Genomic DNA, 26,800 nt, shown 5'->3' with positions numbered 1-26,800 from the left:
CCACTGGAACTGGACAACGTTTTTCGCGGAATCTTGAGGTGGGGGGCTTGCTGTCCACAAGTAGCGAGATAAAGTGTACGTTGGTGAAAGAAAGGGTTTCGATTATGGAAAAAGATGAACGTTTTAAAGAAGCGGAATTTGGAGCGATTATTGGAATTATCGGCAATATTGTGCTTGCGATTGTCAAAGCTGTTATTGGATATATTGGAAATAGTAAAGCGCTTATGGCGGACGCAGTTCATTCTGGTTCGGATGTTATCGGCTCATTAGCAGTCTATTTTGGACTGCGTGCAGCAAAGCAACCGCCTGATGAGGATCATCCATATGGACACGGAAAAGCAGAATCTATTTCCGCAATTATTGTAGCTGTTCTTCTGTTTATTGTCGGCATTGAAATTGTTATTTCTTCCGTTAAAGCTTTTACACAAGTTCTCGAGCCTCCGCGCTGGATTACTGTGATTGCTGTACTTCTTTCGATTGTTGTGAAAGAATGGATGTTTCGTTATAAATATCAGTTAGGAAAAAGGATAAATAGTGATGCGATTATTGCAAACGCGTATGAGCATCGTTCTGATGTGTTTTCATCAATTGCTGCTTTAATTGGTATTGGGGCAGCAATTATCGGGAATAAATTGGGGATGGAATGGCTTGTATATGCTGATCCAGTTGCTGGTTTATTCGTATCTTTACTCGTTATAAAAATGGCTTGGGATATCGGAAAAGAAGCGATTCATACAACGCTAGACCATGTTCTTCATGAGGAAGATATTATTCCGATGAGAGAAGCGGTTATGCAAGTGGCAGGAATAAAGAAAATCGGTTCGCTATATGCAAGGGAGCATGGACATTATGTCATCGTTGATATTAAAGTGTCTGTCGATCCATACATTACAGTGGAGGAAGGGCATCGCATTGGTAAACGTGTGAAAGAGGTGCTCATGCAGCAAGATCATGTGCAAAATGTTTTCGTTCATATTAATCCATACTCTCCTGATTAATATAGGGGAGGGTTACGTAAAAGGGTCTAATTGGTTAATCAAACCTCATTGTCACCCCTTAGTCTGTCTAGTATAATGGACAGGTTAAGGGGTGATTTCGTGTTACAACCGAAGACGCGTTGGAAAGAAACGGATAATAATGTGGAACTTGTAGAACAATTGGCAAATAAACTTCAATTGTCATCTCTTGTTACTTCGTTATTACTAAATAGAGGTTTAGATACAGAAGAAAAGATTGTGGGTTTTTTAAGTACAGAGCAGCAAGAATTTCACGATCCTTTTTTACTTGAAGGTATGGATCGTACTGTACTGCGCATTCGCCAAGCGATTCAAAACGGTGAACAAATTTTAATTTTTGGTGACTATGATGCGGACGGTGTTAGTAGTACAACCGTTTTATTTTTAGCATTACAAGAAATCGGAGCGGATGTAGAGTTTTATATTCCGAACCGATTTACAGAAGGATATGGGCCGAATGAGGAAGCGTTTCGCTGGGCGCATCGCGCTGGCTTCTCGCTTATTATTACGGTTGATACAGGGATTGCAGCTGTTCATGAGGCGCAAGTTGCCAAGGAGCTTGGCATTGATTTAATTATTACTGATCATCATGAGCCGCCGCCAGAATTGCCGGAAGCATTGGCTATCATTCATCCGAAGTTAGAGGGCGGTATGTATCCATATCACTATTTAGCGGGTGTTGGTGTGGCGTTTAAAGTTGCCCATGCTTTGCTTGGTAGTGTACCAGAACATTTATTGGAAATTGCTGTTATTGGTACAGTAGCTGACTTAGTGCCTCTTAATGGCGAAAACCGTCTACTTGTACAGCGTGGATTGAAAAAAATGCGAACAACGCAGCGAATAGGTTTACAAGCGCTGTTTAAAGTTGCTAATATTTCGCAAGGTGAAATTACAGAAGAAAGTGTTGGGTTTGCAATTGGACCGCGCATTAACGCGGTTGGACGATTAGAAGATGCTGCCCCGGCTGTTCATTTATTATTATCAGAAGACGTAGAAGAAGCGAAAGAACTCGCGCAAGAAATCGATGAACTAAACAAATTACGAAAAGACATTGTAAAGCAAATTACTGAAGAAGCGATTGCAGAAGTAGAAGCGCATTATCCACCAGAAGAGAATACGGTATTAGTTTTAGCTAAAGAAGGATGGAATCCCGGCGTAATTGGGATTGTTGCTTCGAAGCTCGTAGATCGCTTTTACAGGCCGACAATTGTCTTAAGTATTGATCCTGAAAAAGGCACAGCAAAAGGTTCAGCTCGTAGTATTGAAGGTTTTGATTTATATGCGAATTTATCAGATTGCCGTGATATATTACCGCATTTTGGCGGTCATCCAATGGCGGCTGGTATGACTCTTAGTATGGATGATGTCGGTGAACTGCGTCGCCGTTTAAATGAGCAAGCCGCTGCATTGTTGTCAGAAGAAGATTTTATTCCTGTCACTACGGTGGATGTAGTATGTAAAGTGGAAGATGTCACGCTAGCTGCAATCGAAGAAATGCAAAAGCTTGCTCCGTTCGGTGTTGGGAATCCGAAGCCGCGCATCGCTGTGAAAGATGCAAGCCTAGAAAGTATTCGCGCTATAGGTTCCGATGGCTCACATTTAAAAATGACACTTCGCGATGGACAAGCAACATTAGATAGCATCGGCTTTGGTTTCGGGGCATTTGCAAAAGAAATTTCTCCTGTAGCGCAAGTATCGATCGTTGGAGAAGCTTCTATTAATGAATGGAATAATTTCCGTAAACCACAAATTATGGTTCAAGACATTGCTGTAGAAGCTTGGCAATTATTTGATTGGCGCAGCATGCGTAATGTAGAAACGAATTTAGCGGACCTTTCAAGTGATAAATTGACAATTGTATATTTTAAGGAAGAAGCACTGCAAAAGTTTTCGTTAGAAGCATATAAAGATTATGCAATGCAGGCTAAAGATGTGACAACATTAGAAGATCGCTACGCTGTTATTCTTGATTTACCAGATGCGACAGACGATTTAAAGCACATATGTGAAAAAGGATTCCCAGCCCGCATTTATACTGTTTTTTATCAAGAAAACAATCATTTGTTTAGTACCGTTCCAACGAGAGAACATTTTAAGTGGTACTATTCGTTCCTACATCAAAAAGCACCATTTTCGCTTCGTCAATATGGTGAGCAGCTTTGCCGTCATAAAGGGTGGTCAAAAGATACAGTAAATTTCATGACACAGGTGTTTTTTGAGTTAGAATTTGTTACAATAAAAGACGGTGTCATTTTTATGGCAGAAGGAATGAAAAAGCGTGATTTAACCGAATCAAACACGTATCGTGAGAAAATAAACCAATTACAATTAGAAAAGGAACTGGTTTATAGCACATATCAGCAGTTATATGCATGGTTTGAAACGATTCGTAATCATAAAGAAATAGAGCAGTTAGGGTAAAGGGCTTGTATTTACAACTCTTTTATATTTGAGGAGGATTCATAAATATGGATTTCAAGAAACATATTGCAATCGTACCAGATTATCCGAAAGAAGGTATTGTCTTTAAAGACATCACACCTTTAATGAACGATGGAAAAGCATATAAAGCAGCAACAGATGCAATCGTTGCGTATGCAAAAGAAAGAGATATCGACCTTGTAGTAGGACCAGAAGCACGTGGTTTTATTATTGGATGCCCAGTTTCTTACGCACTAGAAGTAGGCTTTGCGCCGGTTCGTAAATTAGGTAAATTACCACGCGAAGTAATCAAAGTAGATTACGGTAAAGAGTATGGTAAAGATGTGTTAACAATTCACAAAGATGCAATCAAACCAGGGCAACGCGTATTAATTACAGATGATTTATTAGCTACAGGTGGAACAATTGAAGCGACAATTAAGCTAGTAGAAGAACTTGGCGGTGTTGTTGCAGGTATTGCATTTTTAGTAGAGCTTACTTACTTAGATGGCCGTAAAATGTTAGATGGCTATGACGTATTAGTATTAGAACAATATTAATTGTAACAGGGCAATATGCGGAGTACCCGTGAATCTCTTTGAGAGGATCGGGTATTTTTATATATGTATCGAAAAAAAGTAAAGCGAAATGTCTGTAAAATCTTTTCCTTTTCACAATTCACAATCATTACGTTATAATGGTAAGATAAAAATTATTCTAATTGGCAAGGAAAGAGATTATGAATCTTTAATAAAAGGTGATTAGATGGCGAATGAACAAGTGCTAACAGCTGAGCAGGTACTGGAGAAAGCAGGGCAATATTTACACGATGATGATATCGATCTTGTGGCGCGCGCATATGAATTTGCACGTGCGGCACATAGTGAGCAATACCGAAAATCAGGTGAACCATATATTATCCACCCTATTCAAGTAGCAGGGATTTTAGTGGACTTACACATGGATCCGTCAACTGTATCTGCGGGTTTTTTACATGATGTAGTAGAAGATACAGATGTAACATTAGAAGACATTGAACGTGAATTTACAAAAGAGATTGCAATGCTTGTTGATGGTGTAACGAAGCTAGGGAAAATTAAATATAAATCTCATGAACAGCAGCAGGCGGAAAATCATCGAAAAATGTTTATTGCAATGGCGCAAGATATTCGCGTTATTTTAATTAAACTTGCAGACCGACTTCATAACATGCGAACATTAAAACATTTACCGCAAGAAAAACAGCGCCGCATTGCAAATGAAACATTAGAAATTTTTGCACCATTAGCACACAGGCTTGGAATTAATACGATTAAGTGGGAATTAGAAGATACAGCGCTGCGTTATTTAAATCCGCAGCAATATTATCGTATTGTCAACTTAATGAAACGTAAGCGTGCAGAGCGTGAAGAATATTTAGATGAAGTTATGGGGGGAATTCGTGACAAATTAAAAGAAGTTGCGATTCAAACAGAGATTTCAGGTCGTCCAAAGCATATTTATAGCATTTATCGAAAAATGGCAATGCAAAATAAGCAATTCAATGAAATTTACGATTTGTTAGCTGTTCGTGTTGTCGTAAATAGTATTAAAGATTGTTATGCCGTTCTAGGTATTATTCATACGTGCTGGAAGCCGATGCCGGGACGTTTTAAAGATTATATCGCAATGCCAAAAGCGAATTTATATCAGTCATTGCATACGACAGTAATTGGACCGAAAGGCGACCCGCTTGAAGTGCAAATTCGTACGAAAGAAATGCATGAAATTGCCGAATTCGGAATTGCGGCTCACTGGGCATATAAAGAAGGAAAAACGGCTGAAACAACAGGTACGCTTGAGAAAAAATTAACATGGTTCCGTCAAATTTTAGAATGGCAAAATGAAGCTTCGAATGCAGAAGAATTTATGGAATCGTTAAAAATTGATTTATTCTCTGATATGGTGTTTGTCTTTACACCAAAAGGAGATGTCATGGAATTGCCGCTTGGCTCTGTACCGATTGACTTTGCTTATCGCGTTCACTCTGAAATCGGGAATAAAACGATTGGTGCAAAAGTAAACGGGAAAATGGTCACTCTAGATTATAAATTAAAAACAGGTGACATCATTGAAATTTTAACATCTAAACATTCATATGGTCCGAGTCAGGACTGGGTGAAATTAGCACAAACATCGCATGCGAAAAATAAAATTCGTCAATTTTTCAAAAAGCAGCGCCGTGATGAGAATGTTGAAAAAGGCCGCGAGCTTGTTGAAAAAGAGGTGCGAGGCCTTGAGTATGAGATGAAGGAAGTATTAGCACCTGATAACTTAAAGCGCGTTGCTGAGAAATTTAATTTTGCAAATGAAGAAGATATGTTTGCCGCTGTTGGATATAACGGGATTACTGCATCGCAAATCGTCACACGTCTAACAGATAAATTCCGTAAGCAACGTGAAGAGGATTTAACAGAAGTAAAAGAAGTTCGCAAACCAATGAAAATTCGCAAATGGGATTCTGGTGTAAAAGTAAGCGGTGCGGATAATTTACTTATTCGTTTATCAAAGTGCTGTAATCCAGTTCCAGGCGATGATATTATTGGTTATATTACAAAAGGGCGCGGTGTATCCATACACCGTACTGACTGTGTAAATGTTCATACAGAAGAAGCACAGGCGAGACTGTTAGAAGTAGAGTGGGAAGGCAGTCCTGAAAAAGAAATTGAATACAATGTTGACATTGAAATTTCAGGATATGACCGCCGCGGTTTACTAAATGAAGTACTGCAAGCTGTAACAGAGACGAAAACATATATTTCAGCTGTTTCAGGAAGAAGCGACCGTAACAAAATGGCAACGATTCATATGTCTATTTCAATTCGTAACTTACAGCATTTGAAAAAAGTTGTCGAGCGCATTAAACGGGTTCCAGAAATTTATGCGGTGCGCCGCATGATGCATTAATAAGGAGTGAAGAGAAATGAGAGTTGTCTTACAACGATCAAAAGAAGCATCTGTAACAGTAAAAGGTGAAGTTGTAGGACAAATTCCTTTCGGCTTAACACTATTAGTTGGAATCACCCATGAAGATACAGAAAAAGATGCAACGTATATCGCTGAAAAAATTGCAAACTTACGCATTTTTGAAGACGAAAACGAAAAAATGAACCATTCTGTATTAGATGTTGGTGGACAAGTTCTTTCCATTTCCCAGTTCACGTTATACGGAGATTGTCGAAAAGGAAGAAGACCAAACTTTATGGATGCAGCAAAACCAGACTATGCAGAACGTTTATACGACTTCTTTAACGAAGAACTTCGCAAACAAGGACTGCACGTAGAAACAGGAAAGTTCGGAGCAATGATGGACGTTCAGCTTATTAATGACGGTCCGGTGACATTGATTGTAGAGAGTAAATAATGATGGTGGAAGAGAGGAGGTTCTCCTCTCTTTTTTGCTTTGTTTAAAACATATGCATAACTTGTCTGTTGTATAATGAAAAGGGAGAGTGATGCTATGGATAGAGAATACGAAAAGTTAATCGTAAAAAATTTCTTTAATCGAAAAGTACATGAGAGAATCATGTACGAATTATCTTCAGTAAAAAAGCGAGGGAAAGCTTTAGGGCGCCTTGCTCATCACTATGACTCCATATTGAATCCTACTTATATTGAGAAAATCCCTAAAAATTTAATTCACGTTGAAGGTATTACAAAACTTTTGAAAGAATATGGTGCAGGAGATTGTTGTTATGTCATCTCATTCATTTCGGAAATAGATGGTACATTCATGCAATTGGAATCTGCAATAGAAGAAGTAATTTGGTATGGTCTGCCTTGTTTTGTTTCATGTATACCTGAAAAATTGGTGTATTTTCAGAGTGAACAAGGATTCGGGCCGCCAGAAAGATATATTTTACGGAAATAAGGCATATGCTGAAGGACTCAAAGATTTTTCATGACTACAACTATATCAGCGCAAATGCATCATTTATCGGCGACTTTTACAATATATCGGCGCTTCGACATGGAATAAAGATTCTTCGGCAATGTTCGACATGCGAAAAGTCACCTCATCATCAAAATGAGACGGCTTTTTGTAAAAACGTATAACCTCCACAACAATATGGAACAATAGTCATTAGAATTCCACTACCGAATGTGAGGGATATACGTATGCGTATGAGTGAGAAGGGAAACTCTGCTACTAACGGAGCAAACCAATTGTTTAATGTGAATTTTCATGAGTTTATTTCAAAGGAACAGCAAAATACATCGCTAGAACTTGCTTCTGAATTTGGGATTTCTTTAAAAGATGTGAAAACTTTAAAGAAGCACCTCGGACGTTCTTGAGAATCTTGACAATAATTGTGAATAACCGTATAGTAGTAAACAAATTCATTTTTTACAGTTACATATGGTATAAACCGATGATAGAGAAGAGTAGATAAGAGACACATGAAAAGAGAGGAAATGTCTAAGGCTGAAAACATTTCTACATGATGACTGATCGAATGACACTCTGTAGGTTTCGTCTTGAACAGCACGATGCTAAGTAGAGGTCGAACGCAATTTAAGCGTTATTAAAAAAGTGGAAGCATACGTGCTTCAATTAGGGTGGCACCACGGGTATTATACTCTCGTCCCTACTGTAGAATCAGTAGAGGCGGGAGTTTTTTTATTTTTATTACTATTGAGAAAATGAGGAGGAACTGAATATGTCTATTCAAATCCCACGCGGAACGCAAGATATCCTTCCTGGTACTGTGGAACTATGGCAGTATATTGAAGGACAAGCACGTGAAATTTGTCGTCGTTACAACTATAAAGAAATTCGTACACCAATTTTTGAGCATACAGAATTATTTTTACGCGGTGTTGGGGATACAACAGATATCGTACAAAAAGAAATGTACACATTCGAAGATCGCGGGGAGCGTAGCTTAACACTTCGTCCAGAAGGAACAGCACCAGTTGTACGTTCTTATGTAGAAAATAAAATGTTCGGTGATGCTACGCAGCCGACAAAATTATATTATATCGGGCAGATGTTCCGTTATGAAAGACCACAAGCAGGACGCTATCGTCAATTTGTTCAGTTCGGTATTGAAGCGATTGGCAGTAATGACCCAGCAATTGATGCAGAAGTGATTGCACTTGCTGTTGAGTTTTACCGCGGCATGGGCTTGAAAAATATTAAAGTTGTGTTAAATAGCTTAGGTGACGCAGCGAGCCGTAAAGCACATCGCGATGCATTAATTGCACACTTTGAGCCTCGCATTGGTGAGTTCTGTTCAGATTGCCAATCTCGTTTAGAGAAAAACCCACTTCGTATTTTAGATTGCAAAAAAGATCGCAATCATGAACTGATGAGTACAGCACCGTCTATTACGGAGTACTTAAACGAAGAATCAAGTGTGTACTATGAAAAAGTACAAGAACTATTAACAATGATGGGTATTCCGTTTGAGAAAGATCCAAACCTTGTGCGCGGTTTAGATTATTATCAGCACACTGTATTTGAAATTATGAGCGAAGCAGAAGGCTTTGGTGCGATTACAACGTTAAGCGGCGGCGGTCGTTACAATGGACTTGTACAAGAAATCGGTGGACCAGAAATGCCTGGTATTGGTTTTGCGATGAGTATCGAACGTTTAATTATGGCGCTGAAGGCTGAAAGTATTGAATTACCAATTGCTCATCATATTGATTGTTACGTTGTAGCGCTTGGTGAAAAAGCGAAAGATCATGCTGCAAAAATTGTCTTTGACCTTCGTAAGGCTGGATTAGCGGTTGAGAAAGATTACTTAGATCGTAAAATGAAGGCGCAGTTTAAATCAGCGGATCGTCTAAGTGCAAAATATGTAGCTGTATTAGGTGATGATGAATTAGAAAAAGGTATTATCAACTTGAAAAATATGGCGACTGGCGAACAAGAAGAAGTTGCGTTAGATGTATTTGCTTCTTACGTAGCAGAAAAGTCACTATAGGGGGGAAAAGGAAATGGCTGAGAGAACACATGCATGTGGAAAAGTAACAGTAGAAGCTGTGGGACAAACGGTTCAATTAAAAGGTTGGGTACAAAAGCGCCGTGATTTAGGTGGATTAATTTTCATTGACTTACGTGACCGTACAGGTATTGTACAAGTTGTATTTAGTCCAGAAACTTCAAAATACGCGTTAGAAGTAGCAGAAACAATTCGCGGTGAATACGTACTGCACGTAGAAGGTACAGTTGTTGAGCGAGCGGCTGGTGCAATTAATGAAAATATGGCAACAGGCCGTATTGAAGTACAAGCGATAAAAGTAAACGTACTAAATGCAGCAAAAACAACACCAATTATGATTACAGATGATACAGATGCATCAGAAGATGTACGTTTAAAATATCGTTATTTAGATTTACGTCGTCCTGTAATGTACAACACATTCAAAATGCGTCACGATGTAACAAAAACAATTCGTAACTTCTTAGATAGCGAAGATTTCTTAGAAGTAGAAACACCAATTTTAACGAAAAGCACACCAGAAGGAGCTCGTGATTATTTAGTACCAAGTCGTGTACATGAAGGCGAGTTTTATGCACTGCCACAATCTCCGCAGCTGTTTAAGCAGCTTCTTATGGTCGGCGGATTTGAGCGCTATTATCAAGTAGCACGTTGTTTCCGTGATGAAGACTTACGTGCAGACCGTCAGCCAGAATTCACACAAATCGACATCGAGACATCATTCTTAACACAAGAAGAAATTCTTGAAATGATGGAACGTATGATGACAAAAGTAATGAAAGAAGCTAAAGGTGTAGAAATTAACGCACCATTCCCACGCATGACATATGCTGATGCGATGTCACGCTACGGTTCTGATAAGCCGGATACACGCTTTGCGATGGAACTAATTGACCTATCAGAATTTGCAGCAGGCTCTGGATTTAAAGTGTTCACAAGCGCTGTAGAAAGCGGCGGACAAGTAAAAGCAATTAATGCAAAAGGTGCTGCGAGCAAATATTCTCGTAAAGATATCGATGCATTAACAGAATTCGTTAAAGTGTATGGAGCAAAAGGATTAGCTTGGTTAAAAGTTGAAGAAGACGGTTTAAAAGGCCCAATCGCAAAATTCTTTAACGAAGAAGATGCAAATACGCTTATGAGCACGTTAGATGGGGCTGCTGGTGACTTATTCTTATTCGTTGCGGATAAGAAGAGCGTTGTTGCAGATAGCTTAGGAGCACTTCGTTTGCGTTTAGGTAAAGAACTTGAGTTAATTGATGAAAGCAAGTTCAACTTCCTATGGGTAACAGATTGGCCGCTTCTTGAGTATGATGAAGATGCTGATCGTTACTTCGCAGCGCATCATCCATTCACAATGCCATTCCGTGAAGATGTGGAACTATTAGAAACAGCACCAGAAAAAGCGCGTGCACAAGCATATGACCTTGTATTAAACGGTTATGAGCTTGGCGGTGGATCACTTCGTATTTACGAGCGTGACGTACAAGAAAAAATGTTTAAAGCACTTGGTTTCTCACAAGAAGAAGCACAAGAGCAGTTCGGGTTCTTATTAGAAGCATTCGAATACGGTACACCACCGCACGGAGGAATTGCATTAGGTTTAGACCGTCTTGTTATGCTACTTGCAGGTCGCACGAACCTTCGTGATACAATTGCCTTCCCGAAAACAGCAAGCGCAAGTTGCTTATTAACAGAAGCGCCAAGCCCAGTTGCAGACGCGCAGCTTGAAGAGCTTTACTTACAATTAAAAGTAAAAGAAGAGAAGTAAGAACGAATCCTAGATGGACATACTAATTCCATCTAGGATTTTTTATTTGAGTATATAACTTTTTCTATACAAATAGTCGGAAAAACGCTAGAATACATGGTAGACCATTTTTGTAATAGGAGTGTAGACCGCATGTTACATCAATTTTCACGTAATGAATTAGCCTTCGGAAAAGAAGGTATTGAAATATTAAAAAATAGTACAGTTGGTATTTTAGGAATTGGCGGCGTTGGTTCGTTTGCAGCAGAAGCGTTAGCGCGTTCTGGTGTCGGTCGCCTTATATTAGTTGATAAAGACGTTGTTGATATTACAAATGTGAACCGTCAAATCCATGCGTTACTTTCTACTGTGGGTCGTTCAAAAGTAGAACTAATGAAAGAACGTATTGCTGATATAAACCCAGACTGTGAAGTTATCGCATTAGAAATGTTTTATACAGATGAAACATATGAAGAGTTCTTTAAACATGGTTTGGATTTCGTAGTGGATGCATCTGATACAATTACGTTCAAAATTCATTTAATTAAACAGTGCTTGCGCCGTAAAATTAAAATCATTTCAAGTATGGGTGCAGCAAATAAAATGGATCCAACTCGTTTCCGTATTGCAGATATTTCTAAAACGAACACAGATCCAATTGCGAAAGTGATTCGTACGAAACTTCGTAAAGAAGGTATTAAAAAAGGTGTGAAAGTTGTATTCTCTGATGAAAATCCAATTGTGATTCGTGAAGATATTCGTAAAGAAATCGTTCCAGATGAAAATGCAAAAATTCGCAAAGCGAAATTACCACCGTCCTCTAACGCCTTCGTTCCGTCTGTGGCCGGCTTAATTATGGCAAGTTATGTTGTGCGTGAACGATTGAAGGATATTGAATTAAAACGTGTCGGACAAGAGTAAAATGAGACACGCATGTTTCTTTATTGAAGCATGTGTGTTTTTTATGTTAAATATTCAGAAAAATGTTAATATTTATATGTAAAGGAGGGGGAAAATGAGAAATAATAAATCTCTGTTATGCTTTATTATGCTGCTTTGTTTCGTTTCACTTTCTGCATGTAATTCATATGAAGATTATTGGGTGTTAGAGAAGTCAAGGTATAATGAGGTGCCAGAAATGGTTGATTATTTTCCGAAACGCGCACAGGAGAATCCTTCACGCGTAGGTTATTCTACATATACGATTTCAGAAGGACGAAAAATGATCGCGTTAGTAGTTGGATCTCAGCATAAAGGTAGTGAAATAGAAGTAACAAAATTTCAGGAAAAAGGCAATACAACATATGTCACTGTGAATATAAAAAAGGGCAAATCGAATGAAGAAAATCCTGTTATCTTAATTGGAGTAAGTAAATTACATAAGAATATTGTGATACAAGATACGGATGGAAATAAATACGAAAAACTATAGAGTTTAAGGGTACAGTGGAAGAATGACAAGTAAACAGAAAATAAAAAACGCATGAACTTTATCCATGCGTTTTTTATGTGCTCTTTTTCATAATTTTAATTTTCTGCTGTGCAAACGATATCTAGATTTCCGTTCTGATCCATTTTAAAAATCGGTGCCATCTGTTCTTGCGGTTCATCTAGTAGAATGAGCTTGCGTGCACGGTCCATAATTCTAACGAGTGTTTCATAATCTTCCTGAACGGATTGCTGTTGTTTCTGCAGTGCTTCAAGTTTTTTCTCTAATTGATGATTTGTTTTTTGTAGTGTTTCAAGCTGACTATGTAACGTATTGTTTTCAGTTTGTAACTTTTCCATATGTGGATTGTTTTGTTCTATATTTTGTAAAAATGAAATGACATCTTGCATCGAAAGTGACGGATCATTTGCAATAACATCCTCGGAAAATTCAGCCTCAATAACGACCTTTTTCTTCGGCTCCAATCGTGATACTTGTGGTTTTGGATTCGCTGCTAGTTCTCTCTTTAATTCTTTCCGTTGCTTTCTTGCAATTTGCACAGCTTCTTCATAGCCTTGCCGAACTTCTGCATTCCAACGAAAGCCACAAGCGGCAGAAGTTCTGTTTAATTGATCGCCAACTTCATCAAATGCTTTTAATTGCGTACTGCCTTCGCGAATGTGACGTAAAACGGTTTCTGCGAGAAGTAAATCATCTTCCCCAGTCCATGCATCCTGGCGCATTTTCATAGTGAAGCCTCCATATTTCATGTCGTTTTCGCTTATGTTCTCCTTTTTATTCGTTTTTATACGAATGTTGTAATCTTTCATAAACAGTAGCAAGTGCTTGCTCGAATTTACCAGTTTTCTTTGGCATATAGTATTGTTTGCTTTTAATTTTATCTGGTAAGTACTGCTGCTGCACCCATCCACTAGGATAATCATGCGGATAGAGGTAGTCAATTCCTCTGCCGAGCGATTCTGCGCCTTTATAGTGACTATCTTTTAAATGAGCTGGAACATCACCTGTTTGTCCGTTTCGTAAGTCGTGAAGTGCTGCATCGAGCGCTTTGTATGCTGAATTTGATTTCGGTGATAAGCATAGTTCAATGACTGCATTGGCCAGCGGAATGCGAGCTTCTGGAAAACCGACACGTTCAGCGGATTCGATGGCCGCTAGTGTACGAGGCCCAGCCTGCGGGTTCGCAAGTCCAACATCTTCGTATGCCATAATTAGTAATCGTCTGCCAATGCTTTGCATGTCACCAGCTTCAATGAGGCGAGCTAAATAATGAAGAGCGGCATTTACATCACTTCCGCGCACTGATTTTTGGAAAGCTGACAATACATCGTAATGAGCGTCGCCGCCTTTGTCGTGTACAAAACTTTTCTTCTGCAAACATTCTTCAGCAATTTCAAGTGAAATTTCTACTGTTTCTTCATTTGTTGTAAAGCTAGATAAGACAGCGAGCTCAAGGGCATTATAAGCAGAGCGCATATCACCGCCAGACGCGTTTGCAAAGTGACGCAGAGCTTCATCTGTTACTGTGACGTTGTATTCCCCTAGTCCTTTTTCCTGATCTGTTAAAGCGCGTTGTAATCCTTGTAAAAGGTTTTCTTCTGTTAAAGCATGAAGTTCGAAAATTTGACAACGGCTTCGAATAGCAGAATTAATTGCATGAAATGGATTGCTTGTCGTTGCCCCAATTAATGTAATGAGTCCGCTCTCTAAGTGAGGAAGAAGGAAATCTTGTTTTCCTTTATCTAATCGATGCACTTCATCTAAAATTAAGATGAGATGACGATGCATTTTTGCCTCTTGGACAACAACTTCCATATCTTTTTTATTATGTGTAACAGCATTTAATAGACGAAAAGGCATACCGATGCTGCCGGCAATGGCGCTTGCGATTGATGTTTTTCCTGTTCCAGGGGGTCCGTATAAAATCATGGATTGTAGATGCTTTGCTTGTACCATTCGCCATAAAATTTTGCCTTCGCCCACTAAATGTTCTTGCCCGATTACTTCTGTAATATTGGTCGGACGCATTCGATGTGCGAGTGGTTGTTTCATAGGTTCTCTCTCCTTTAGTGACTTGTTTATGTAATAAATTCCGAGTTATTTGGTATACTTATATGTTATCATTTCTATTAGAAAAGTTGAAATTCCTTATCATACTATATTATGCTATAATTTCAAAGGATTTTGATTTCAGAGAGTGTTTTTCCTATAAAATAAAAGAATAACGAACGAAGTAGAAGCAAAAGACTTGAAAAGAGGTGCTACATATATGAAAATCTCGACAAAAGGCCGTTACGGTTTAACAATTATGATTGATCTTGCGAAAAAGTTTGGGGAAGGCCCAATTTCATTAAAATCAATTGCACAGGCGCACGACTTATCTGAGCACTATTTAGAACAATTAATTTCTCCGCTTCGTAATGCTCGTCTTGTAAAAAGTACACGCGGTGCATACGGTGGTTATGTATTGTCAGATCAACCGATTAACATTACAGCAGGTGATGTAATCCGTGTATTAGAAGGGCCAATTAACGTAGTAGAAATGTTGGAAGAGGAAGAACCAGCGCAGCGTCAGCTTTGGATCCGTGTTCGTGATGCGGTGCAAGAAGTTCTTGATAGTACAACGTTAGAAGATTTAGTACGCTATGAAGAAGAAAACAACGGCGGTTATATGTTTTATATTTAATTCCGTGTGTAACGATTTGGAAAGAAGGAGATATTATGGAACGCATTTACTTAGATCATGCTGCGACATCTCCGACTCACCCAGAAGTAGTCGAAAAGATGATTCCATATATGACAGAAGTATTTGGTAACCCGTCAAGCATCCATTTCTTTGGGCGCCAAGGCCGTCATGCAGTGGATGAAGCAAGACGTGCGTGCGCGCGCAGCATTCATGCAAATCCAAATGAAATTATATTTACAAGCGGCGGTACAGAGGCTGATAATTTAGCCCTTCTTGGCGTAGCTCGTGCGAATCGTAAGAAAGGAAATCATATTATTACGACAGCAATTGAGCATCATGCGATTTTGCATACGTGTAATGTATTAGAACGAGAAGGTTTTGAAGTGACGTATTTACCTGTTGATGAAACAGGGCGAATTCGCATTTCAGATTTACAAAATGCATTAACAGAGCAAACGATTCTTGTCTCTATTATGTTTGGGAATAATGAAGTAGGCACAGTGCAGCCGATGGCAGAAATCGGTGCTCTATTAAAAGAACATAGTGCTTATTTTCACACAGATGCAGTACAAGCATACGGGTTAACGGCAATTGATGTGAAAGAGCTTGGTATTGATCTCTTGTCAATTTCTGGACATAAAATTAATGGTCCAAAGGGCGTGGGCTTTTTATATGCAGGGCAGCATGTGAAGTTTGAGCCGCTATTAACAGGCGGAGAGCAAGAGCGAAAACGCCGCGCTGGTACAGAAAATGTGCCGGGCATTGTTGGGCTTTGGCAAGCGATTTTGTTAGCAGAACAAACTCGTGAGCAAAAAGTTGCCCAGTACAAGGGATTTAAAGATATAATGATATCTGTCTTTAAAGACGAAGACATTACTTTCGAGGTAAACGGAAACTTCGAGCATAGTTTACCACATGTGTTAAATGTAAGTTTTACAGGAATGCATATTGAGTCATTTTTGATGAATTTAGATTTAGCGGGAGTTGCAGTTTCAAGCGGATCTGCTTGTACAGCGGGCTCGATTGATCCGTCACATGTGCTTGTAGCGATGTTCGGAAAAGAATCCGATAAAATACGTTCATCCGTACGCTTTAGTTTCGGTTTGGGAAATACGAAAGAACAGGTCGAAAAAGCAGCGTACGAAACAGTGAAGATCGTGAAGCGATTAACACAAAATTAATATAGGAGGTGAGGGGATGAACAAACTACCTCACGAAACGCGCGTTGTCATCGGAATGTCTGGTGGCGTCGATTCATCTGTAGCGGCAATGTTATTAAAGAAACAAGGCTATGATGTAATCGGAATTTTTATGAAAAACTGGGATGATACAGACGAAAACGGCGTATGTACAGCAACAGAAGACTATAACGATGTCATTGAAGTATGTAACCAAATTGGAATCCCGTATTATGCAGTCAATTTTGAAAAGCAATATTGGGATAAAGTATTTACGTACTTCTTAGATGAGTACCGCGCTGGTCGCACACCGAACCCAGATGTAATGTGTAATAAAGAAATTAAATTTAAAGCATTTTTAGAACATGCGATAACGCTTGGAGCGGATTATGTGGCGACAGGACACTATGCACGCGTAGCGTATATGGATGGAGAATATAAAATGCTGCGCGGCGTTGATGATAATAAAGACCAAACGTATTTCTTAAATCAACTTGGTCAAGACCAATTATCAAAAACAATGTTCCCGCTTGGGGAATTAAAGAAGCCGCAAATTCGTGAAATGGCGAAAGAAGCTGGTTTAGCAACAGCTGCGAAAAAGGATAGCACAGGCATTTGCTTTATCGGTGAACGTAACTTTAAAGACTTTTTAAGCAACTACTTGCCGGCACAGCCAGGTAAGATGCAAACATTATCTGGTGAAGTGAAAGGGAAACATGACGGGCTTATGTATTATACAATTGGACAACGTCATGGCCTTGGCATTGGCGGCAATGGTGATCCATGGTTTGCTGTTGGGAAGGACTTGAAAGAAAACATTTTATATGTAGAACAAGGCTTCCATAATGAACTGTTATATGGTGACGAAGTATTTGCGACAAATGTTAGCTGGGTAAGCGATAAGCCGAAAGAAAAAGAATTTGCATGCACAGCGAAATTCCGCTATCGTCAAGCGGATAACAGTGTAAAGGTTCAAATCGTTGATGAGAATACGATTCGCATTCTTTGTGATGAACCAATTCGTGCAATTACGCCAGGACAAGCAGTTGTTTTCTATGATGGAGATGAGTGCTTAGGCGGTGCGACAATTGATGACGTATACTGTAATGGTAAGAAACTTGATTATTTAGGATAAGAAGAAGAACCTCTGCCTTGTATTGGTCAGAGGTTTCTTTTTAGATTACAGCGAATTTTCGTTCGCTCGGAAAATAGATTCTTTGTTATAATTTGTTGTAGAGGTGAAGGATATATGTCAAATAAGCTAGAAACAGGCATTCAATATATGAAAGAAGGAAACTGGGAAGAAGCTGCAAAGAACTTTACAGAGGCGATTGAAGAAAATCCAAAAGATGCACTCGGGTTTGTTAACTTTGCGAATTTACTAGATGTATTAGGAGATAGTGAGCGTGCGATTGCTTTTTATAAACGCGCGATTGAATTAGATGAGAAATCTGCTACAGCATACTATGGATTAGGAAATATATATTATCAGCAAGAACTGTTTGCAGAGGCGAAAGAAGCGTTTGAGAAGGCGGTGCAAGCGGGACTGCAAACTGGAGATGTGTCGTTTATGCTTGGCATTACATATGTGCAGCTTGGAAACGACCGTTTAGCACTGCCGTTTTTACAACGTGCTACTGAATTAGATGAAAATGATGTTGAAGCCATTTTTCAATGCGGATTATGCTTAGCGCGTCTAGAACATGTAAATTACGCGAAACCTTATTTTGAAAAAGTTGTAGAACTTGATGAAGAACATGCGGATGCATATTACAACTTAGGTGTTGCATATGCGTTTGAAGAAAATCGTGAGAAGGCACTTGCGATGTTTAAGAAAGCTGTAGCGATTCAGCCAGATCACTTTTTAGCTGGTAATGCTATTCGTTTATTAGAGCAAGACGCCTAAAATGGAAGGAGGGGTAAAATGGGAAATCAACATGCAATGGATTTGTTTGAGGAAGAGCAAAAGTTTATAAAAGCACAAGTTCTTCATACCATTTTCCACAACGAAGAAAACCTCTATTCCGTTGTCAGTATGAAAATTATTGAAACGAATGAAACATATGACGAAAAAAAGGTCATGATAACGGGTTATTTTCCCCGAATGCATGAAGATGAAGTGTTTACATTAACGGGTCATTTTAAAGATCATCCAAAGTACGGGAAACAATATCATATTGAAACATTTAAAAAAGAATTACCGCAAACAAAAACAGGAATGGTGCAATATTTAGCGAGCGATTTATTTAAAGGAATCGGGAAACGAACAGCGGAAAAGATTGTTGATCATCTTGGTGAACATGCGATTTCGAAAATTATGGATGATCCCGCAGCGCTAGACGGGATTGTCAATAAGCAAAAGGCACAAGAAATATACGAAACGATTATTGAACATCAAGGTCTTGAAAAAGTGATGAGCTTTCTAAACGGTTATGGGTTTGGAACGAAACTTTCTATTAAAATTTATCAACAGTATAAAGAAATGACACTTGAAGTCATTCGAAATAATCCGTATCAACTAATTGAAGAGGTAGATGGTATTGGGTTTGGACGAGCTGATGATATTGGACGAGCACTCGGTATTTCTGGCAATCACATTGATCGTGTACGAGCAGGATGCTTCTATACATTAGAGCACGTTTCGCTGCAAGAAGGCCATGTGTATATGAAAAGAGAGCAGTTAGTGCAGCAAACGATGGAGTTGTTGAATAACCAAGAAACGTCTGTTACAGAGGAAGATGTTTTGCAATGCGCAGAAATGATGCAAGGAGAAGGCAAAATTATTATAGAAGATGATCGTATATATTTAGCCTCCTTGTATTATTCTGAAAAAGGTGTTGTAACCTCTATCAATCGTTTACTTGGCCAAGAAGAACTTCCTTCCTTTCCTGAATCGGAACTGTTGTTAACGCTTGGGAAAATTGAAGAGCAGTTCGGCGTGCAATACGCACCGCTTCAGCAAGAAGGTATTCAAACAGCTCTTCATGAGCCGATGATGATTTTAACGGGTGGACCTGGTACAGGAAAGACGACTGTTATTAAAGGGATTGTTGAAATGTATGCTTCTCTTAACGGTCTATCATTAGACCCAAAGGATTATAGTGATGACAATCCGTTCCCAATTCTATTAACAGCACCGACAGGAAGAGCGGCAAAGCGTATGAGTGAATCAACAGGATTACCTGCTTGTACAATTCATCGTCTCCTTGGATGGACACCAGAAGGATCGTTTCAACGTAATGAGCACGATCCTGTTAAAGGAAAATTACTTATTATTGATGAATTTTCTATGGTTGATATTTGGCTGGCGAATCAATTGTTCAAGTCATTGCCATCTAGTATTCAAGTCATCATCGTTGGCGATGAAGACCAATTGCCATCTGTCGGTCCTGGACAAGTGTTGAAAGATTTTTTGGAATCCAGTGTTATTCCGACAGTAAAGCTTACGGAAATTTATAGACAAGCAGAAGGTTCATCTGTCATTCAGCTTGCTCATGCGATTAAAAAAGGTATGTTACCTTCTGATGTGACGCAAAACAAGAAAGATCGTTCGTTTATTGCTTGCACAGGTACGCAAATTGTTGATGTTGTGAAGCAAGTATGTGAAAATGCAAAAATAAAAGGATTTAGTGCGCGCGACGTACAAGTGCTAGCTCCGATGTACAAAGGACCAGCCGGTATTAATACGTTAAATGAAGCACTGCAAGAAGTATTCAATCCGAAAAAAGAAAAAAGAAAAGAAATCGCATATGGCGAAGTTATATACAGGGCTGGAGATAAAGTACTTCAACTTGTCAATCAGCCGGAAAGTCAAGTGTTTAACGGTGATATTGGTGAGATTGTGTCGGTGTTTTATGCAAAAGAAAACGTGGAACAACAAGATATGGTTGTTGTTTCTTTTGACGGTATCGAAGTGACCTACACGAAGGCGGATTTAAATCAAATTACACATGCATATTGTTGTTCAATCCATAAATCACAAGGAAGTGAATTTCCAATTGTAATTATGCCGGTTGTGAAAAGTTACTATCGTATGCTACGCCGCAATTTAATTTATACAGGGATTACACGTAGTAAAAAGTTTTTAATTATTTGCGGGGAAGAATCAGCGTTTCAATCTGGTGTAAATCGCCTTGATGATGCGCTCCGTCAAACGACATTATGTAATCGCCTGCAAGGAAAGACCGAAGCGATTGAAGTGATCACTGAGGAAGGTCTCGATGTGGAAAACATTTCACCGTATGATTTTATGTAGCGAGGTGAAATTATATAATGTAATGCAGTTCTTCTCATGTATAAACGTATACAGTTTGGACATAATGGCGTAATAGAATACGGGAGATTGTAAGGAGATGAACGTCATATGTTCAGTTGTCCAAACTGTAAAGGAAAAGATATTGGGAAAATTGGTGTGAATCAATATTATTGCTGGAACTGCTTTATTGAATTATCGATTTCAAAGGGGAAAATTCATACACATCAAGTCGAAGAAGACGGTTCATTAAGTTCTCTAGATGATTTGTTTGATGATAATGAACGGACAATCGGCTAATAAGGAGAGTGTTAACTTTGAAATTGCGCTCATCATTAATTGCATTAGGTATAGGAGCAGCGGCATATCAATATGCTCGTAAGCAAGATGTATTTTCAAAACGAAATATGAAAAGAGCACGTAAAATGCTTCGGTCCTATTTATAATTCACATTATACATGCGAGAAAGCTCCCTAATTTTAGGGAGCTTTCATTATGTACTTGTATAGAGATAAAACAGTCCGATTTGGGAGAAGAGATGAGAAAGTCCGTAGCAACCTAGTCCTAAAATACCATAGTGCCAAAGATGCCTGGCACGTTCTTGATTGGAAGAGGGAATGAAAAATCCCTTCCAAATGCCAATACCAATACATACCCATTCTAATAGCATACAAAGTGCGGAAAGACCAAGCATCAACCAAACCATTATATTCCCCCTAACTTTGTGGAACGAATTGGGATATTACTGCTTATTCATGCGTAATAGCGCGTGAAATTGTAATTGTTATGTTAAGTATATGTACCTTTCTACAAAACAGTTAGAATACCTACAAAAATATTACGGCATGGTAACGTTTTTTAATTTTTTACACATAACCTTCTCTATTTCTTTTCAAACTAAGAAATAGAGGAGGTTTTTCTGTTGAAGAATCTTAAAATTATTTGGATTTATCGGTTAGGTTTATTATTGCTGATTTTTTTATGTTTACTTGTTTTTTTGAAAATTAAGCCGTTGTGGGCACCGATTTTATTTGTGCTCAAGGTCGCAGTTACACCATTCTTCATTGCTTGCTTTATTGCCTATTTGCTGCATCCGCTTATTGAAAAATTACATGAAAAAGGTGTGCCGCGCACACTTGCTATTTTACTCATTTACATCCTTTTTTTTGGCGGTCTTGGATATGGTGTGTATAAAGGAACGCCGGCCATTATCACGCAGCTTCAAGAAATGAACGAACAATTCCCGCAATTTGTAAATATGTATGAAACGTGGACAGATGGAGTAAGAGAGCAAACCGAAAATTTTCCTGAGTTCGTGAATGAGAAAGTGAAGCAAATATTTGCAGGGATTGAAGGGAAGATACAAGCGCTTTTAAATAAAGTAATGAGTACAGCAAGAGGAATACTTGATTCTCTTCTTATCATTTTCTTAATTCCGTTTATCGTATTTTATATATTAAAAGACTACGGAGAGTTTTATCATATTTTTTGGAAAATCATACCAGAAAAGTGGCGAAAGGATGGACAACAGTTAGCGAAAGAAATTGATAAGTCTCTTGGAAATTATATTCGCGGCCAATTATTTGTTTGTTTAATTTTAGGCGGGGTTTCGGCGCTAGCTTTTTGGTTTATCGGGATGAAATATCCACTGCTTTTAGGAATTATTGTTGGGGTCACTGATATTATCCCATATTTCGGCCCTATTTTAGGAGCGATTCCAACATTAATGATTGCTGCAACAGTATCGACGAATTTAGTTATTAAAGCTGGCATCGCGCTTGCGATTTTACAATTTGTTGAGAGTAATATACTATCTCCGTATATTGTAGGAAGATCGCTGCGGATGCACCCAGTTGTTATTATGCTTGCGTTGCTTATTGGCGGAGAAGTGGGCGGTCTTGTCGGGCTTTTATTATCCGTGCCGCTTTTAGCAATTCTTCGTACAATTATTGTACACGCTAAGCCGTTTTGGAAACATTGACAAATGGAAATGGATTCGCTACAATTTGGGCATATAGTATATGATAAATTGATGACGGAACGAGTATGTTACAGTCCATTTTGCAGAGAGAGGCTTCCTTAGGCTGTAAGAAGCTTCAGATGAAGGGTAACAGAACGCTATTCCTGAGAGCAGCTAATCACTGCCGTCGTGCCACGTTACGGCAACTTGAGGTGATGAAATATATGCATATGATTACAATGTGCAATCTAGCCGTCGTGTCTAAAAGTGAGACACTTCCGCTTTTTATTTCATAATCAGGGTGGTAACGCGAGTCAACTCTCGTCCCTGTTATAGGGGACGGGAGTTTTTTGTTTTCTAATTGAGTTTAATGGAGGAGGAAATACATATGAAACACTTAACAGGCGCACAAATTCGTCAAATGTTTTTAGATTTTTTCCAGGAAAAAGGACATGCAGTAGAACCGAGTGCATCATTAGTTCCGCACGAAGATCCATCTCTTTTATGGATTAACAGTGGTGTTGCAACGCTGAAAAAGTATTTTGATGGCCGCGTAATTCCGCAAAACCCACGCATTACAAATGCGCAAAAATCAATTCGTACAAACGATATTGAAAACGTAGGGAAAACAGCTCGTCACCATACATTCTTTGAAATGTTAGGGAACTTCTCAATTGGTGATTACTTCAAAGAAGAAGCAATCACATGGGCTTGGGAGTTTTTAACAAGTGACAAGTGGATTGGTTTCGATAAAGAATTACTATCTGTTACGATCCATCCAGAAGACGAAGAAGCATTTACGATTTGGCATGAAAAAATGGGTGTGCCAAAAGAGCGCATTATTCGTTTAGAAGAAAACTTCTGGGATATCGGTGAAGGCCCAAGTGGACCGAACACAGAAATTTTCTACGACCGCGGAGAAGCTTATGGCAATGATTTTAGTGACCCAGAATTATATCCAGGCGGAGAAAACGAGCGTTATTTAGAAGTATGGAACCTTGTGTTCTCACAATTTAACCATAACCCTGACGGTACGTATACGCCGCTTCCAAAGAAAAATATTGATACAGGTATGGGTCTTGAGCGTATGGTGTCAGTTGTACAAAACGTGCCAACGAACTTTGACACAGACTTATTTATGCCAATTATCAGCGCTACAGAAGCAATTTCAGGTGTGAAATATCGCGCTGGTAATCTAGAACAAGACACAGCATTTAAAGTAATCGCTGACCACATTCGTACAGTAACGTTTGCTGTTGGAGATGGAGCTCTTCCTTCAAACGAAGGCCGCGGTTATGTATTACGTCGTTTATTACGCCGCGCTGTACGTTATGCGAAGAAATTAAACATTAATCGTCCATTTATGTACGAATTAGTACCAGTAGTTGGGGAAGTAATGAAAGATTTCTATCCAGAAGTTCTTGAAAAGAAAGATTTTATTGCAAAAGTTGTGAAAAATGAAGAAGAGCGTTTCCATGAAACACTTCATGACGGCGAAACAATTTTAGCTGAAGTAATCGGTAAAGCAAGAGAAGCAAAATCAACGGTTATTTCTGGCGAAGATGCATTCCGTCTATATGACACATACGGATTCCCAATTGAGTTAACAGAAGAATATGCAGAAGAAGCTGGCATGACAGTTGATCATGAAGGTTTTGAAGCTGAGATGGAAAAACAACGTGAGCGTGCACGTGCAGCTCGTCAAGATGTTGATTCTATGCAAGTACAAGGCGGTGTTCTTGGTGAAATTAAAGTGGCGAGCGAATTTGTTGGCTACAATACTGTTGGAACAGAAAGTAACGTTGCTGCACTTGTGAAGAATGGTGAGTTCACAGATAGCTTACAAGCAGGTGAAGAAGGACAATTAATGTTAGATGTAACACCATTCTACGCTGAGAGCGGTGGACAAATTGCAGACCGTGGTTACCTTCTTGCTGATGGTGTAAAAGTACTTGTAAAAGATGTACAAAAAGCACCAAATGGTCAAAATTTACACAAAGTAGTGGTAGAAGAAGGAACATTAACGAAAGATGCAGCAGTAAAAACGTTAATCGATACGAAAAACCGCGCAGCAATCGTGAAAAACCATACAGCAACTCATCTTCTGCATCAAGCATTAAAAGATGTTCTAGGCGGACACGTAAACCAAGCTGGTTCTCTTGTAACATCAGAGCGCTTACGTTTTGACTTCTCTCATTTCGGTCAAGTACAAGCAGATGAACTTGAAAAAATTGAGCGTATTGTAAACGAGAAAATTTGGGAAAGTATCACAGTAGACATTTCTCAAAAAGCAATTGAAGAGGCAAAAGCGATGGGTGCAATGGCACTATTCGGTGAAAAATACGGAGATGTAGTACGCGTTGTACAAGTAGGCGATTATAGCTTAGAGCTTTGCGGTGGTTGTCATGTAGATAATACAGCATCTATCGGTATTTTCAAAATTGTTGCTGAATCTGGTATCGGAGCAGGAACGCGCCGTATTGAAGCAGTAACAGGAAAAGCTGCATACGAACTAATGAACGAACAAGTAGGTTTATTAAAAGAAGCAGCAAATAAAATGAAAACAAACTCAAAAGACATTTTAACAAGAGTAGATGGCTTATTTGCTGAAGTAAAACAACTGCAAAAAGAAAATGAATCTCTTGCAGCGAAATTAAGCAACATTGAAGCTGGTAACTTAACAGATGCAGTACGTACAATTGATGGTGTAAATGTACTTGCGACAAAAGTAAACGTTACAGATATGAACAATTTACGTACGATGATGGATGATTTAAAGAATAAATTACAATCTGCAGTTATCGTACTTACAGCTGTAAATGATGATAAAGTCAACATTCTTGCTGGTGTAACGAAAGATTTAATTGAACAAGGATACCATGCTGGTAAACTTGTGAAAGAAGTAGCTTCTCGTTGCGGCGGTGGCGGCGGTGGTCGTCCTGATATGGCACAAGCTGGTGGTAAAAACCCGGCACAAGTAGATGATGCACTGTCATTTGTAGAAGAGTACGTTAAATCTGTTTCAAAATAATGATATTGTAGTGTACAATGGTAGGGAGAAGGGATATCTTTCTCCCTATACCTAGTAAAGTGAGGTGCTTAAAATGGACGGATTCGATAAAACGATGAAGTTTAACTTCCAAGAAGAAAAACAAAATGTCCATGTCAATGACGTACTGTTAACTGTGTATGATGCACTTCAAGAAAAAGGATATAATCCGATTAATCAAATCGTCGGTTATTTATTAAGTGGTGATCCAGCATACATACCTCGTCATAAAGATGCTCGCAATATTATTCGTAAGCTAGAACGTGATGAATTGATTGAGGAGCTTGTTAAGTCTTACTTGAAACATCATCGTGAGGAGTAGTTTATGCGTATATTAGGTTTAGATGTTGGTACAAAAACAGTCGGCGTTGCAATAAGCGATGAGATGGGCTGGACAGCACAAGGTTTAGAAACGATTAAAATTAATGCAGAAAGAGGCGAGTTTGGTTTTAATCGTATTTCTGAATTAGTAAAACAGTACAATGTGGACAAGATAGTAGTAGGATTGCCTAAGAACATGAATGGTACAATCGGTCCGCGCGGCGAAGCTTGCCAGCAATTTGCGGAAAGCTTGGGTGAACTCGTGCAATTAGAGGTTGTACTGTGGGATGAACGTCTGTCAACAATGGCAGCGGAGCGCTTGCTCATTTCGGCAGATGTAAGCCGAAAAAAACGAAAGCAAGTCATTGATAAGATGGCGGCTGTCGTAATTTTACAAGGATATTTAGATAGTAAATAAGAGGTGACCATGATGGAAGAAAATCAAATTACAATTGTTGACGAAAAAGGTAACGAACATCTATGTGAAATTATTTTCACTTTTGATGCTGAAAAATTCGGGAAAAAATCTTACGTAGTATTCTCACCAATCGGTGAAGTTGACGAAGATGGCGATCCAATTTATGATGCAATGGCTTTTGAGCAAAACGAAGATGAGTCTGGTGGTACATTACTTCCAATCGAATCAGAAGAAGAGTGGGAAATGGTACAAGAAATGTTTAACACTCTTGCTGAAGAAGAAGGCGAAGAAGCGTAATAAGGTAAATGA

26 protein-coding genes and 2 other annotated features are annotated in these 26,800 nt (G+C 38.9%); of the genes, 23 read left to right on the top strand and 3 right to left on the bottom strand.

What is annotated here, in order from left to right; all coding sequences use genetic code 11:
* Positions 1 to 104: 104 nt before the first annotated feature.
* The 11 genes from BM211_RS16370 (at position 105) to BM211_RS16320 (ending at position 12,609) form a co-directional block, all read left to right on the top strand.
* Positions 105 to 998 (top strand): cation diffusion facilitator family transporter, encoded by an 894-nt coding sequence (locus BM211_RS16370; protein WP_035434344.1) that lies wholly within the window; start codon positions 105 to 107, stop codon positions 996 to 998.
* Positions 999 to 1,097: 99 nt separating this feature from the next.
* The gene (gene recJ / locus BM211_RS16365) at positions 1,098 to 3,437 is read left to right on the top strand and encodes a single-stranded-DNA-specific exonuclease RecJ (protein WP_035434345.1); all 2,340 of its coding nucleotides are present in this window, start codon (positions 1,098 to 1,100) and stop codon (positions 3,435 to 3,437) included.
* A gap of 47 nt (positions 3,438 to 3,484) precedes the next feature.
* A complete protein-coding gene (locus BM211_RS16360) occupies positions 3,485 to 3,997 on the top strand; it encodes an adenine phosphoribosyltransferase (protein ID WP_035434346.1) in 513 nt (170 codons plus the stop codon).
* Between the two features lie 205 nt (positions 3,998 to 4,202).
* Positions 4,203 to 6,383 carry a GTP diphosphokinase gene (relA, locus tag BM211_RS16355; RefSeq protein ID WP_035434347.1) on the top strand — a complete coding sequence of 727 codons (2,181 nt, stop codon included), beginning with the start codon at positions 4,203 to 4,205 and terminating at the stop codon, positions 6,381 to 6,383.
* A gap of 16 nt (positions 6,384 to 6,399) precedes the next feature.
* A complete protein-coding gene (locus BM211_RS16350) occupies positions 6,400 to 6,840 on the top strand; it encodes a D-tyrosyl-tRNA(Tyr) deacylase (RefSeq protein WP_090998590.1) in 441 nt (146 codons plus the stop codon).
* A gap of 96 nt (positions 6,841 to 6,936) precedes the next feature.
* Complete coding sequence (locus BM211_RS27200; protein WP_035434349.1) at positions 6,937 to 7,347, top strand: hypothetical protein; 411 nt, start codon at positions 6,937 to 6,939, stop codon at positions 7,345 to 7,347.
* Positions 7,348 to 7,601: 254 nt separating this feature from the next.
* Complete coding sequence (locus BM211_RS26525) at positions 7,602 to 7,772, top strand: hypothetical protein (RefSeq protein ID WP_218160815.1); 171 nt, start codon at positions 7,602 to 7,604, stop codon at positions 7,770 to 7,772.
* A 68-nt stretch (positions 7,773 to 7,840) separates the two neighbouring features.
* Positions 7,841 to 8,070, top strand: a binding site (T-box leader).
* A gap of 67 nt (positions 8,071 to 8,137) precedes the next feature.
* Positions 8,138 to 9,409 (top strand): histidine--tRNA ligase, encoded by a 1,272-nt coding sequence (gene hisS, locus BM211_RS16335; protein ID WP_090998588.1) that lies wholly within the window; start codon positions 8,138 to 8,140, stop codon positions 9,407 to 9,409.
* 13 nt (positions 9,410 to 9,422) lie between these two features.
* Positions 9,423 to 11,198, top strand: a complete 1,776-nt coding sequence (aspS, locus tag BM211_RS16330; protein WP_090998586.1) for an aspartate--tRNA ligase — start codon at positions 9,423 to 9,425, stop codon at positions 11,196 to 11,198.
* 132 nt (positions 11,199 to 11,330) lie between these two features.
* Positions 11,331 to 12,098 carry a tRNA threonylcarbamoyladenosine dehydratase gene (locus BM211_RS16325; protein ID WP_090998584.1) on the top strand — a complete coding sequence of 256 codons (768 nt, stop codon included), beginning with the start codon at positions 11,331 to 11,333 and terminating at the stop codon, positions 12,096 to 12,098.
* 94 nt (positions 12,099 to 12,192) lie between these two features.
* Complete coding sequence (locus tag BM211_RS16320; protein ID WP_090998582.1) at positions 12,193 to 12,609, top strand: hypothetical protein; 417 nt, start codon at positions 12,193 to 12,195, stop codon at positions 12,607 to 12,609.
* A gap of 95 nt (positions 12,610 to 12,704) precedes the next feature.
* On the opposite strand, the gene BM211_RS16315 is transcribed toward BM211_RS16320, so the two are convergent.
* Both BM211_RS16315 and BM211_RS16310 read right to left on the bottom strand, forming a co-directional pair.
* Positions 12,705 to 13,355 (bottom strand): RsfA family transcriptional regulator, encoded by a 651-nt coding sequence (locus BM211_RS16315; RefSeq protein WP_090998580.1) that lies wholly within the window; start codon positions 13,353 to 13,355, stop codon positions 12,705 to 12,707.
* A 46-nt stretch (positions 13,356 to 13,401) separates the two neighbouring features.
* Entirely contained in the window at positions 13,402 to 14,679 is a 1,278-nt protein-coding gene (locus BM211_RS16310) for a replication-associated recombination protein A (RefSeq protein WP_090998578.1), read from the bottom strand.
* Positions 14,680 to 14,896: 217 nt separating this feature from the next.
* Here BM211_RS16310 and cymR point away from each other — a divergent pair, with 217 nt between their 5' ends.
* From cymR to BM211_RS16275, 7 genes are all read left to right on the top strand, one after another.
* On the top strand, positions 14,897 to 15,313 hold the full coding sequence (gene cymR, locus BM211_RS16305) for a cysteine metabolism transcriptional regulator CymR (protein ID WP_035434196.1): 417 nt from the start codon (positions 14,897 to 14,899) through the stop codon (positions 15,311 to 15,313).
* 35 nt (positions 15,314 to 15,348) lie between these two features.
* Positions 15,349 to 16,494, top strand: a complete 1,146-nt coding sequence (locus BM211_RS16300; protein WP_090998577.1) for a cysteine desulfurase family protein — start codon at positions 15,349 to 15,351, stop codon at positions 16,492 to 16,494.
* Positions 16,495 to 16,510: 16 nt separating this feature from the next.
* The gene (gene mnmA / locus BM211_RS16295) at positions 16,511 to 17,626 is read left to right on the top strand and encodes a tRNA 2-thiouridine(34) synthase MnmA (protein ID WP_090998575.1); all 1,116 of its coding nucleotides are present in this window, start codon (positions 16,511 to 16,513) and stop codon (positions 17,624 to 17,626) included.
* A 114-nt stretch (positions 17,627 to 17,740) separates the two neighbouring features.
* Entirely contained in the window at positions 17,741 to 18,397 is a 657-nt protein-coding gene (locus tag BM211_RS16290) for a tetratricopeptide repeat protein (protein WP_090998573.1), read from the top strand.
* Between the two features lie 18 nt (positions 18,398 to 18,415).
* Positions 18,416 to 20,746: an SF1B family DNA helicase RecD2 gene (locus BM211_RS16285; RefSeq protein ID WP_090998571.1), complete on the top strand. Its 2,331-nt coding sequence runs from the start codon at positions 18,416 to 18,418 to the stop codon at positions 20,744 to 20,746.
* 108 nt (positions 20,747 to 20,854) lie between these two features.
* Entirely contained in the window at positions 20,855 to 21,043 is a 189-nt protein-coding gene (locus tag BM211_RS16280; protein ID WP_035434183.1) for a hypothetical protein, read from the top strand.
* Positions 21,044 to 21,060: 17 nt separating this feature from the next.
* Positions 21,061 to 21,189, top strand: coding sequence for a YrzQ family protein (locus tag BM211_RS16275; RefSeq protein WP_035434182.1), 129 nt, complete (start codon positions 21,061 to 21,063; stop codon positions 21,187 to 21,189).
* A 47-nt stretch (positions 21,190 to 21,236) separates the two neighbouring features.
* Here BM211_RS16275 and BM211_RS16270 read toward each other — a convergent pair whose 3' ends face one another.
* Positions 21,237 to 21,449 carry a hypothetical protein gene (locus BM211_RS16270; protein ID WP_035434180.1) on the bottom strand — a complete coding sequence of 71 codons (213 nt, stop codon included), beginning with the start codon at positions 21,447 to 21,449 and terminating at the stop codon, positions 21,237 to 21,239.
* A 198-nt stretch (positions 21,450 to 21,647) separates the two neighbouring features.
* On the opposite strand from BM211_RS16270, the gene BM211_RS16265 reads away from it, so the two are divergent.
* From BM211_RS16265 to BM211_RS16245, 5 genes are all read left to right on the top strand, one after another.
* Entirely contained in the window at positions 21,648 to 22,724 is a 1,077-nt protein-coding gene (locus BM211_RS16265; RefSeq protein ID WP_177206953.1) for an AI-2E family transporter, read from the top strand.
* 42 nt (positions 22,725 to 22,766) lie between these two features.
* Positions 22,767 to 23,035, top strand: a binding site (T-box leader).
* Positions 23,036 to 23,091: 56 nt separating this feature from the next.
* On the top strand, positions 23,092 to 25,734 hold the full coding sequence (alaS, locus tag BM211_RS16260) for an alanine--tRNA ligase (protein ID WP_090998567.1): 2,643 nt from the start codon (positions 23,092 to 23,094) through the stop codon (positions 25,732 to 25,734).
* Between the two features lie 73 nt (positions 25,735 to 25,807).
* On the top strand, positions 25,808 to 26,074 hold the full coding sequence (locus BM211_RS16255; RefSeq protein ID WP_035434175.1) for an IreB family regulatory phosphoprotein: 267 nt from the start codon (positions 25,808 to 25,810) through the stop codon (positions 26,072 to 26,074).
* Between the two features lie 3 nt (positions 26,075 to 26,077).
* A complete protein-coding gene (gene ruvX, locus BM211_RS16250; protein ID WP_035434173.1) occupies positions 26,078 to 26,491 on the top strand; it encodes a Holliday junction resolvase RuvX in 414 nt (137 codons plus the stop codon).
* A 12-nt stretch (positions 26,492 to 26,503) separates the two neighbouring features.
* Positions 26,504 to 26,788 (top strand): DUF1292 domain-containing protein, encoded by a 285-nt coding sequence (locus BM211_RS16245; protein ID WP_035434172.1) that lies wholly within the window; start codon positions 26,504 to 26,506, stop codon positions 26,786 to 26,788.
* Positions 26,789 to 26,800 lie beyond the last annotated feature (12 nt).

The sequence above is a fragment of the Bacillus sp. 491mf genome (assembly GCF_900112415.1).
Classification (GTDB): domain Bacteria; phylum Bacillota; class Bacilli; order Bacillales; family Bacillaceae_G; genus Bacillus_A.
The sequence above is the reverse complement of the archived record's forward strand: the minus strand, read 5'-3'. Positions and strand labels throughout refer to the sequence as shown.

What these genes read in the sequence shown, in the direction of transcription:
- BM211_RS16370 (WP_035434344.1), top strand. Translation starts at nt 105, where the DNA reads ATGGAAAAAGATGAACGTTTTAAAGAAGCGGAATTTGGAGCGATTATT.
- BM211_RS16360 (WP_035434346.1), top strand. Translation starts at nt 3,485, where the DNA reads ATGGATTTCAAGAAACATATTGCAATCGTACCAGATTATCCGAAAGAA.
- relA (WP_035434347.1), top strand. Translation starts at nt 4,203, where the DNA reads ATGGCGAATGAACAAGTGCTAACAGCTGAGCAGGTACTGGAGAAAGCA.
- BM211_RS16350 (WP_090998590.1), top strand. Translation starts at nt 6,400, where the DNA reads ATGAGAGTTGTCTTACAACGATCAAAAGAAGCATCTGTAACAGTAAAA.
- BM211_RS27200 (WP_035434349.1), top strand. Translation starts at nt 6,937, where the DNA reads ATGGATAGAGAATACGAAAAGTTAATCGTAAAAAATTTCTTTAATCGA.
- BM211_RS26525 (WP_218160815.1), top strand. Translation starts at nt 7,602, where the DNA reads ATGAGTGAGAAGGGAAACTCTGCTACTAACGGAGCAAACCAATTGTTT.
- hisS (WP_090998588.1), top strand. Translation starts at nt 8,138, where the DNA reads ATGTCTATTCAAATCCCACGCGGAACGCAAGATATCCTTCCTGGTACT.
- aspS (WP_090998586.1), top strand. Translation starts at nt 9,423, where the DNA reads ATGGCTGAGAGAACACATGCATGTGGAAAAGTAACAGTAGAAGCTGTG.
- BM211_RS16325 (WP_090998584.1), top strand. Translation starts at nt 11,331, where the DNA reads ATGTTACATCAATTTTCACGTAATGAATTAGCCTTCGGAAAAGAAGGT.
- BM211_RS16320 (WP_090998582.1), top strand. Translation starts at nt 12,193, where the DNA reads ATGAGAAATAATAAATCTCTGTTATGCTTTATTATGCTGCTTTGTTTC.
- BM211_RS16315 (WP_090998580.1), bottom strand. Translation starts at nt 13,355, where the DNA reads ATGAAAATGCGCCAGGATGCATGGACTGGGGAAGATGATTTACTTCTC.
- BM211_RS16310 (WP_090998578.1), bottom strand. Translation starts at nt 14,679, where the DNA reads ATGAAACAACCACTCGCACATCGAATGCGTCCGACCAATATTACAGAA.
- cymR (WP_035434196.1), top strand. Translation starts at nt 14,897, where the DNA reads ATGAAAATCTCGACAAAAGGCCGTTACGGTTTAACAATTATGATTGAT.
- BM211_RS16300 (WP_090998577.1), top strand. Translation starts at nt 15,349, where the DNA reads ATGGAACGCATTTACTTAGATCATGCTGCGACATCTCCGACTCACCCA.
- mnmA (WP_090998575.1), top strand. Translation starts at nt 16,511, where the DNA reads ATGAACAAACTACCTCACGAAACGCGCGTTGTCATCGGAATGTCTGGT.
- BM211_RS16290 (WP_090998573.1), top strand. Translation starts at nt 17,741, where the DNA reads ATGTCAAATAAGCTAGAAACAGGCATTCAATATATGAAAGAAGGAAAC.
- BM211_RS16285 (WP_090998571.1), top strand. Translation starts at nt 18,416, where the DNA reads ATGGGAAATCAACATGCAATGGATTTGTTTGAGGAAGAGCAAAAGTTT.
- BM211_RS16280 (WP_035434183.1), top strand. Translation starts at nt 20,855, where the DNA reads ATGTTCAGTTGTCCAAACTGTAAAGGAAAAGATATTGGGAAAATTGGT.
- BM211_RS16270 (WP_035434180.1), bottom strand. Translation starts at nt 21,449, where the DNA reads ATGGTTTGGTTGATGCTTGGTCTTTCCGCACTTTGTATGCTATTAGAA.
- alaS (WP_090998567.1), top strand. Translation starts at nt 23,092, where the DNA reads ATGAAACACTTAACAGGCGCACAAATTCGTCAAATGTTTTTAGATTTT.
- BM211_RS16255 (WP_035434175.1), top strand. Translation starts at nt 25,808, where the DNA reads ATGGACGGATTCGATAAAACGATGAAGTTTAACTTCCAAGAAGAAAAA.
- ruvX (WP_035434173.1), top strand. Translation starts at nt 26,078, where the DNA reads ATGCGTATATTAGGTTTAGATGTTGGTACAAAAACAGTCGGCGTTGCA.
- BM211_RS16245 (WP_035434172.1), top strand. Translation starts at nt 26,504, where the DNA reads ATGGAAGAAAATCAAATTACAATTGTTGACGAAAAAGGTAACGAACAT.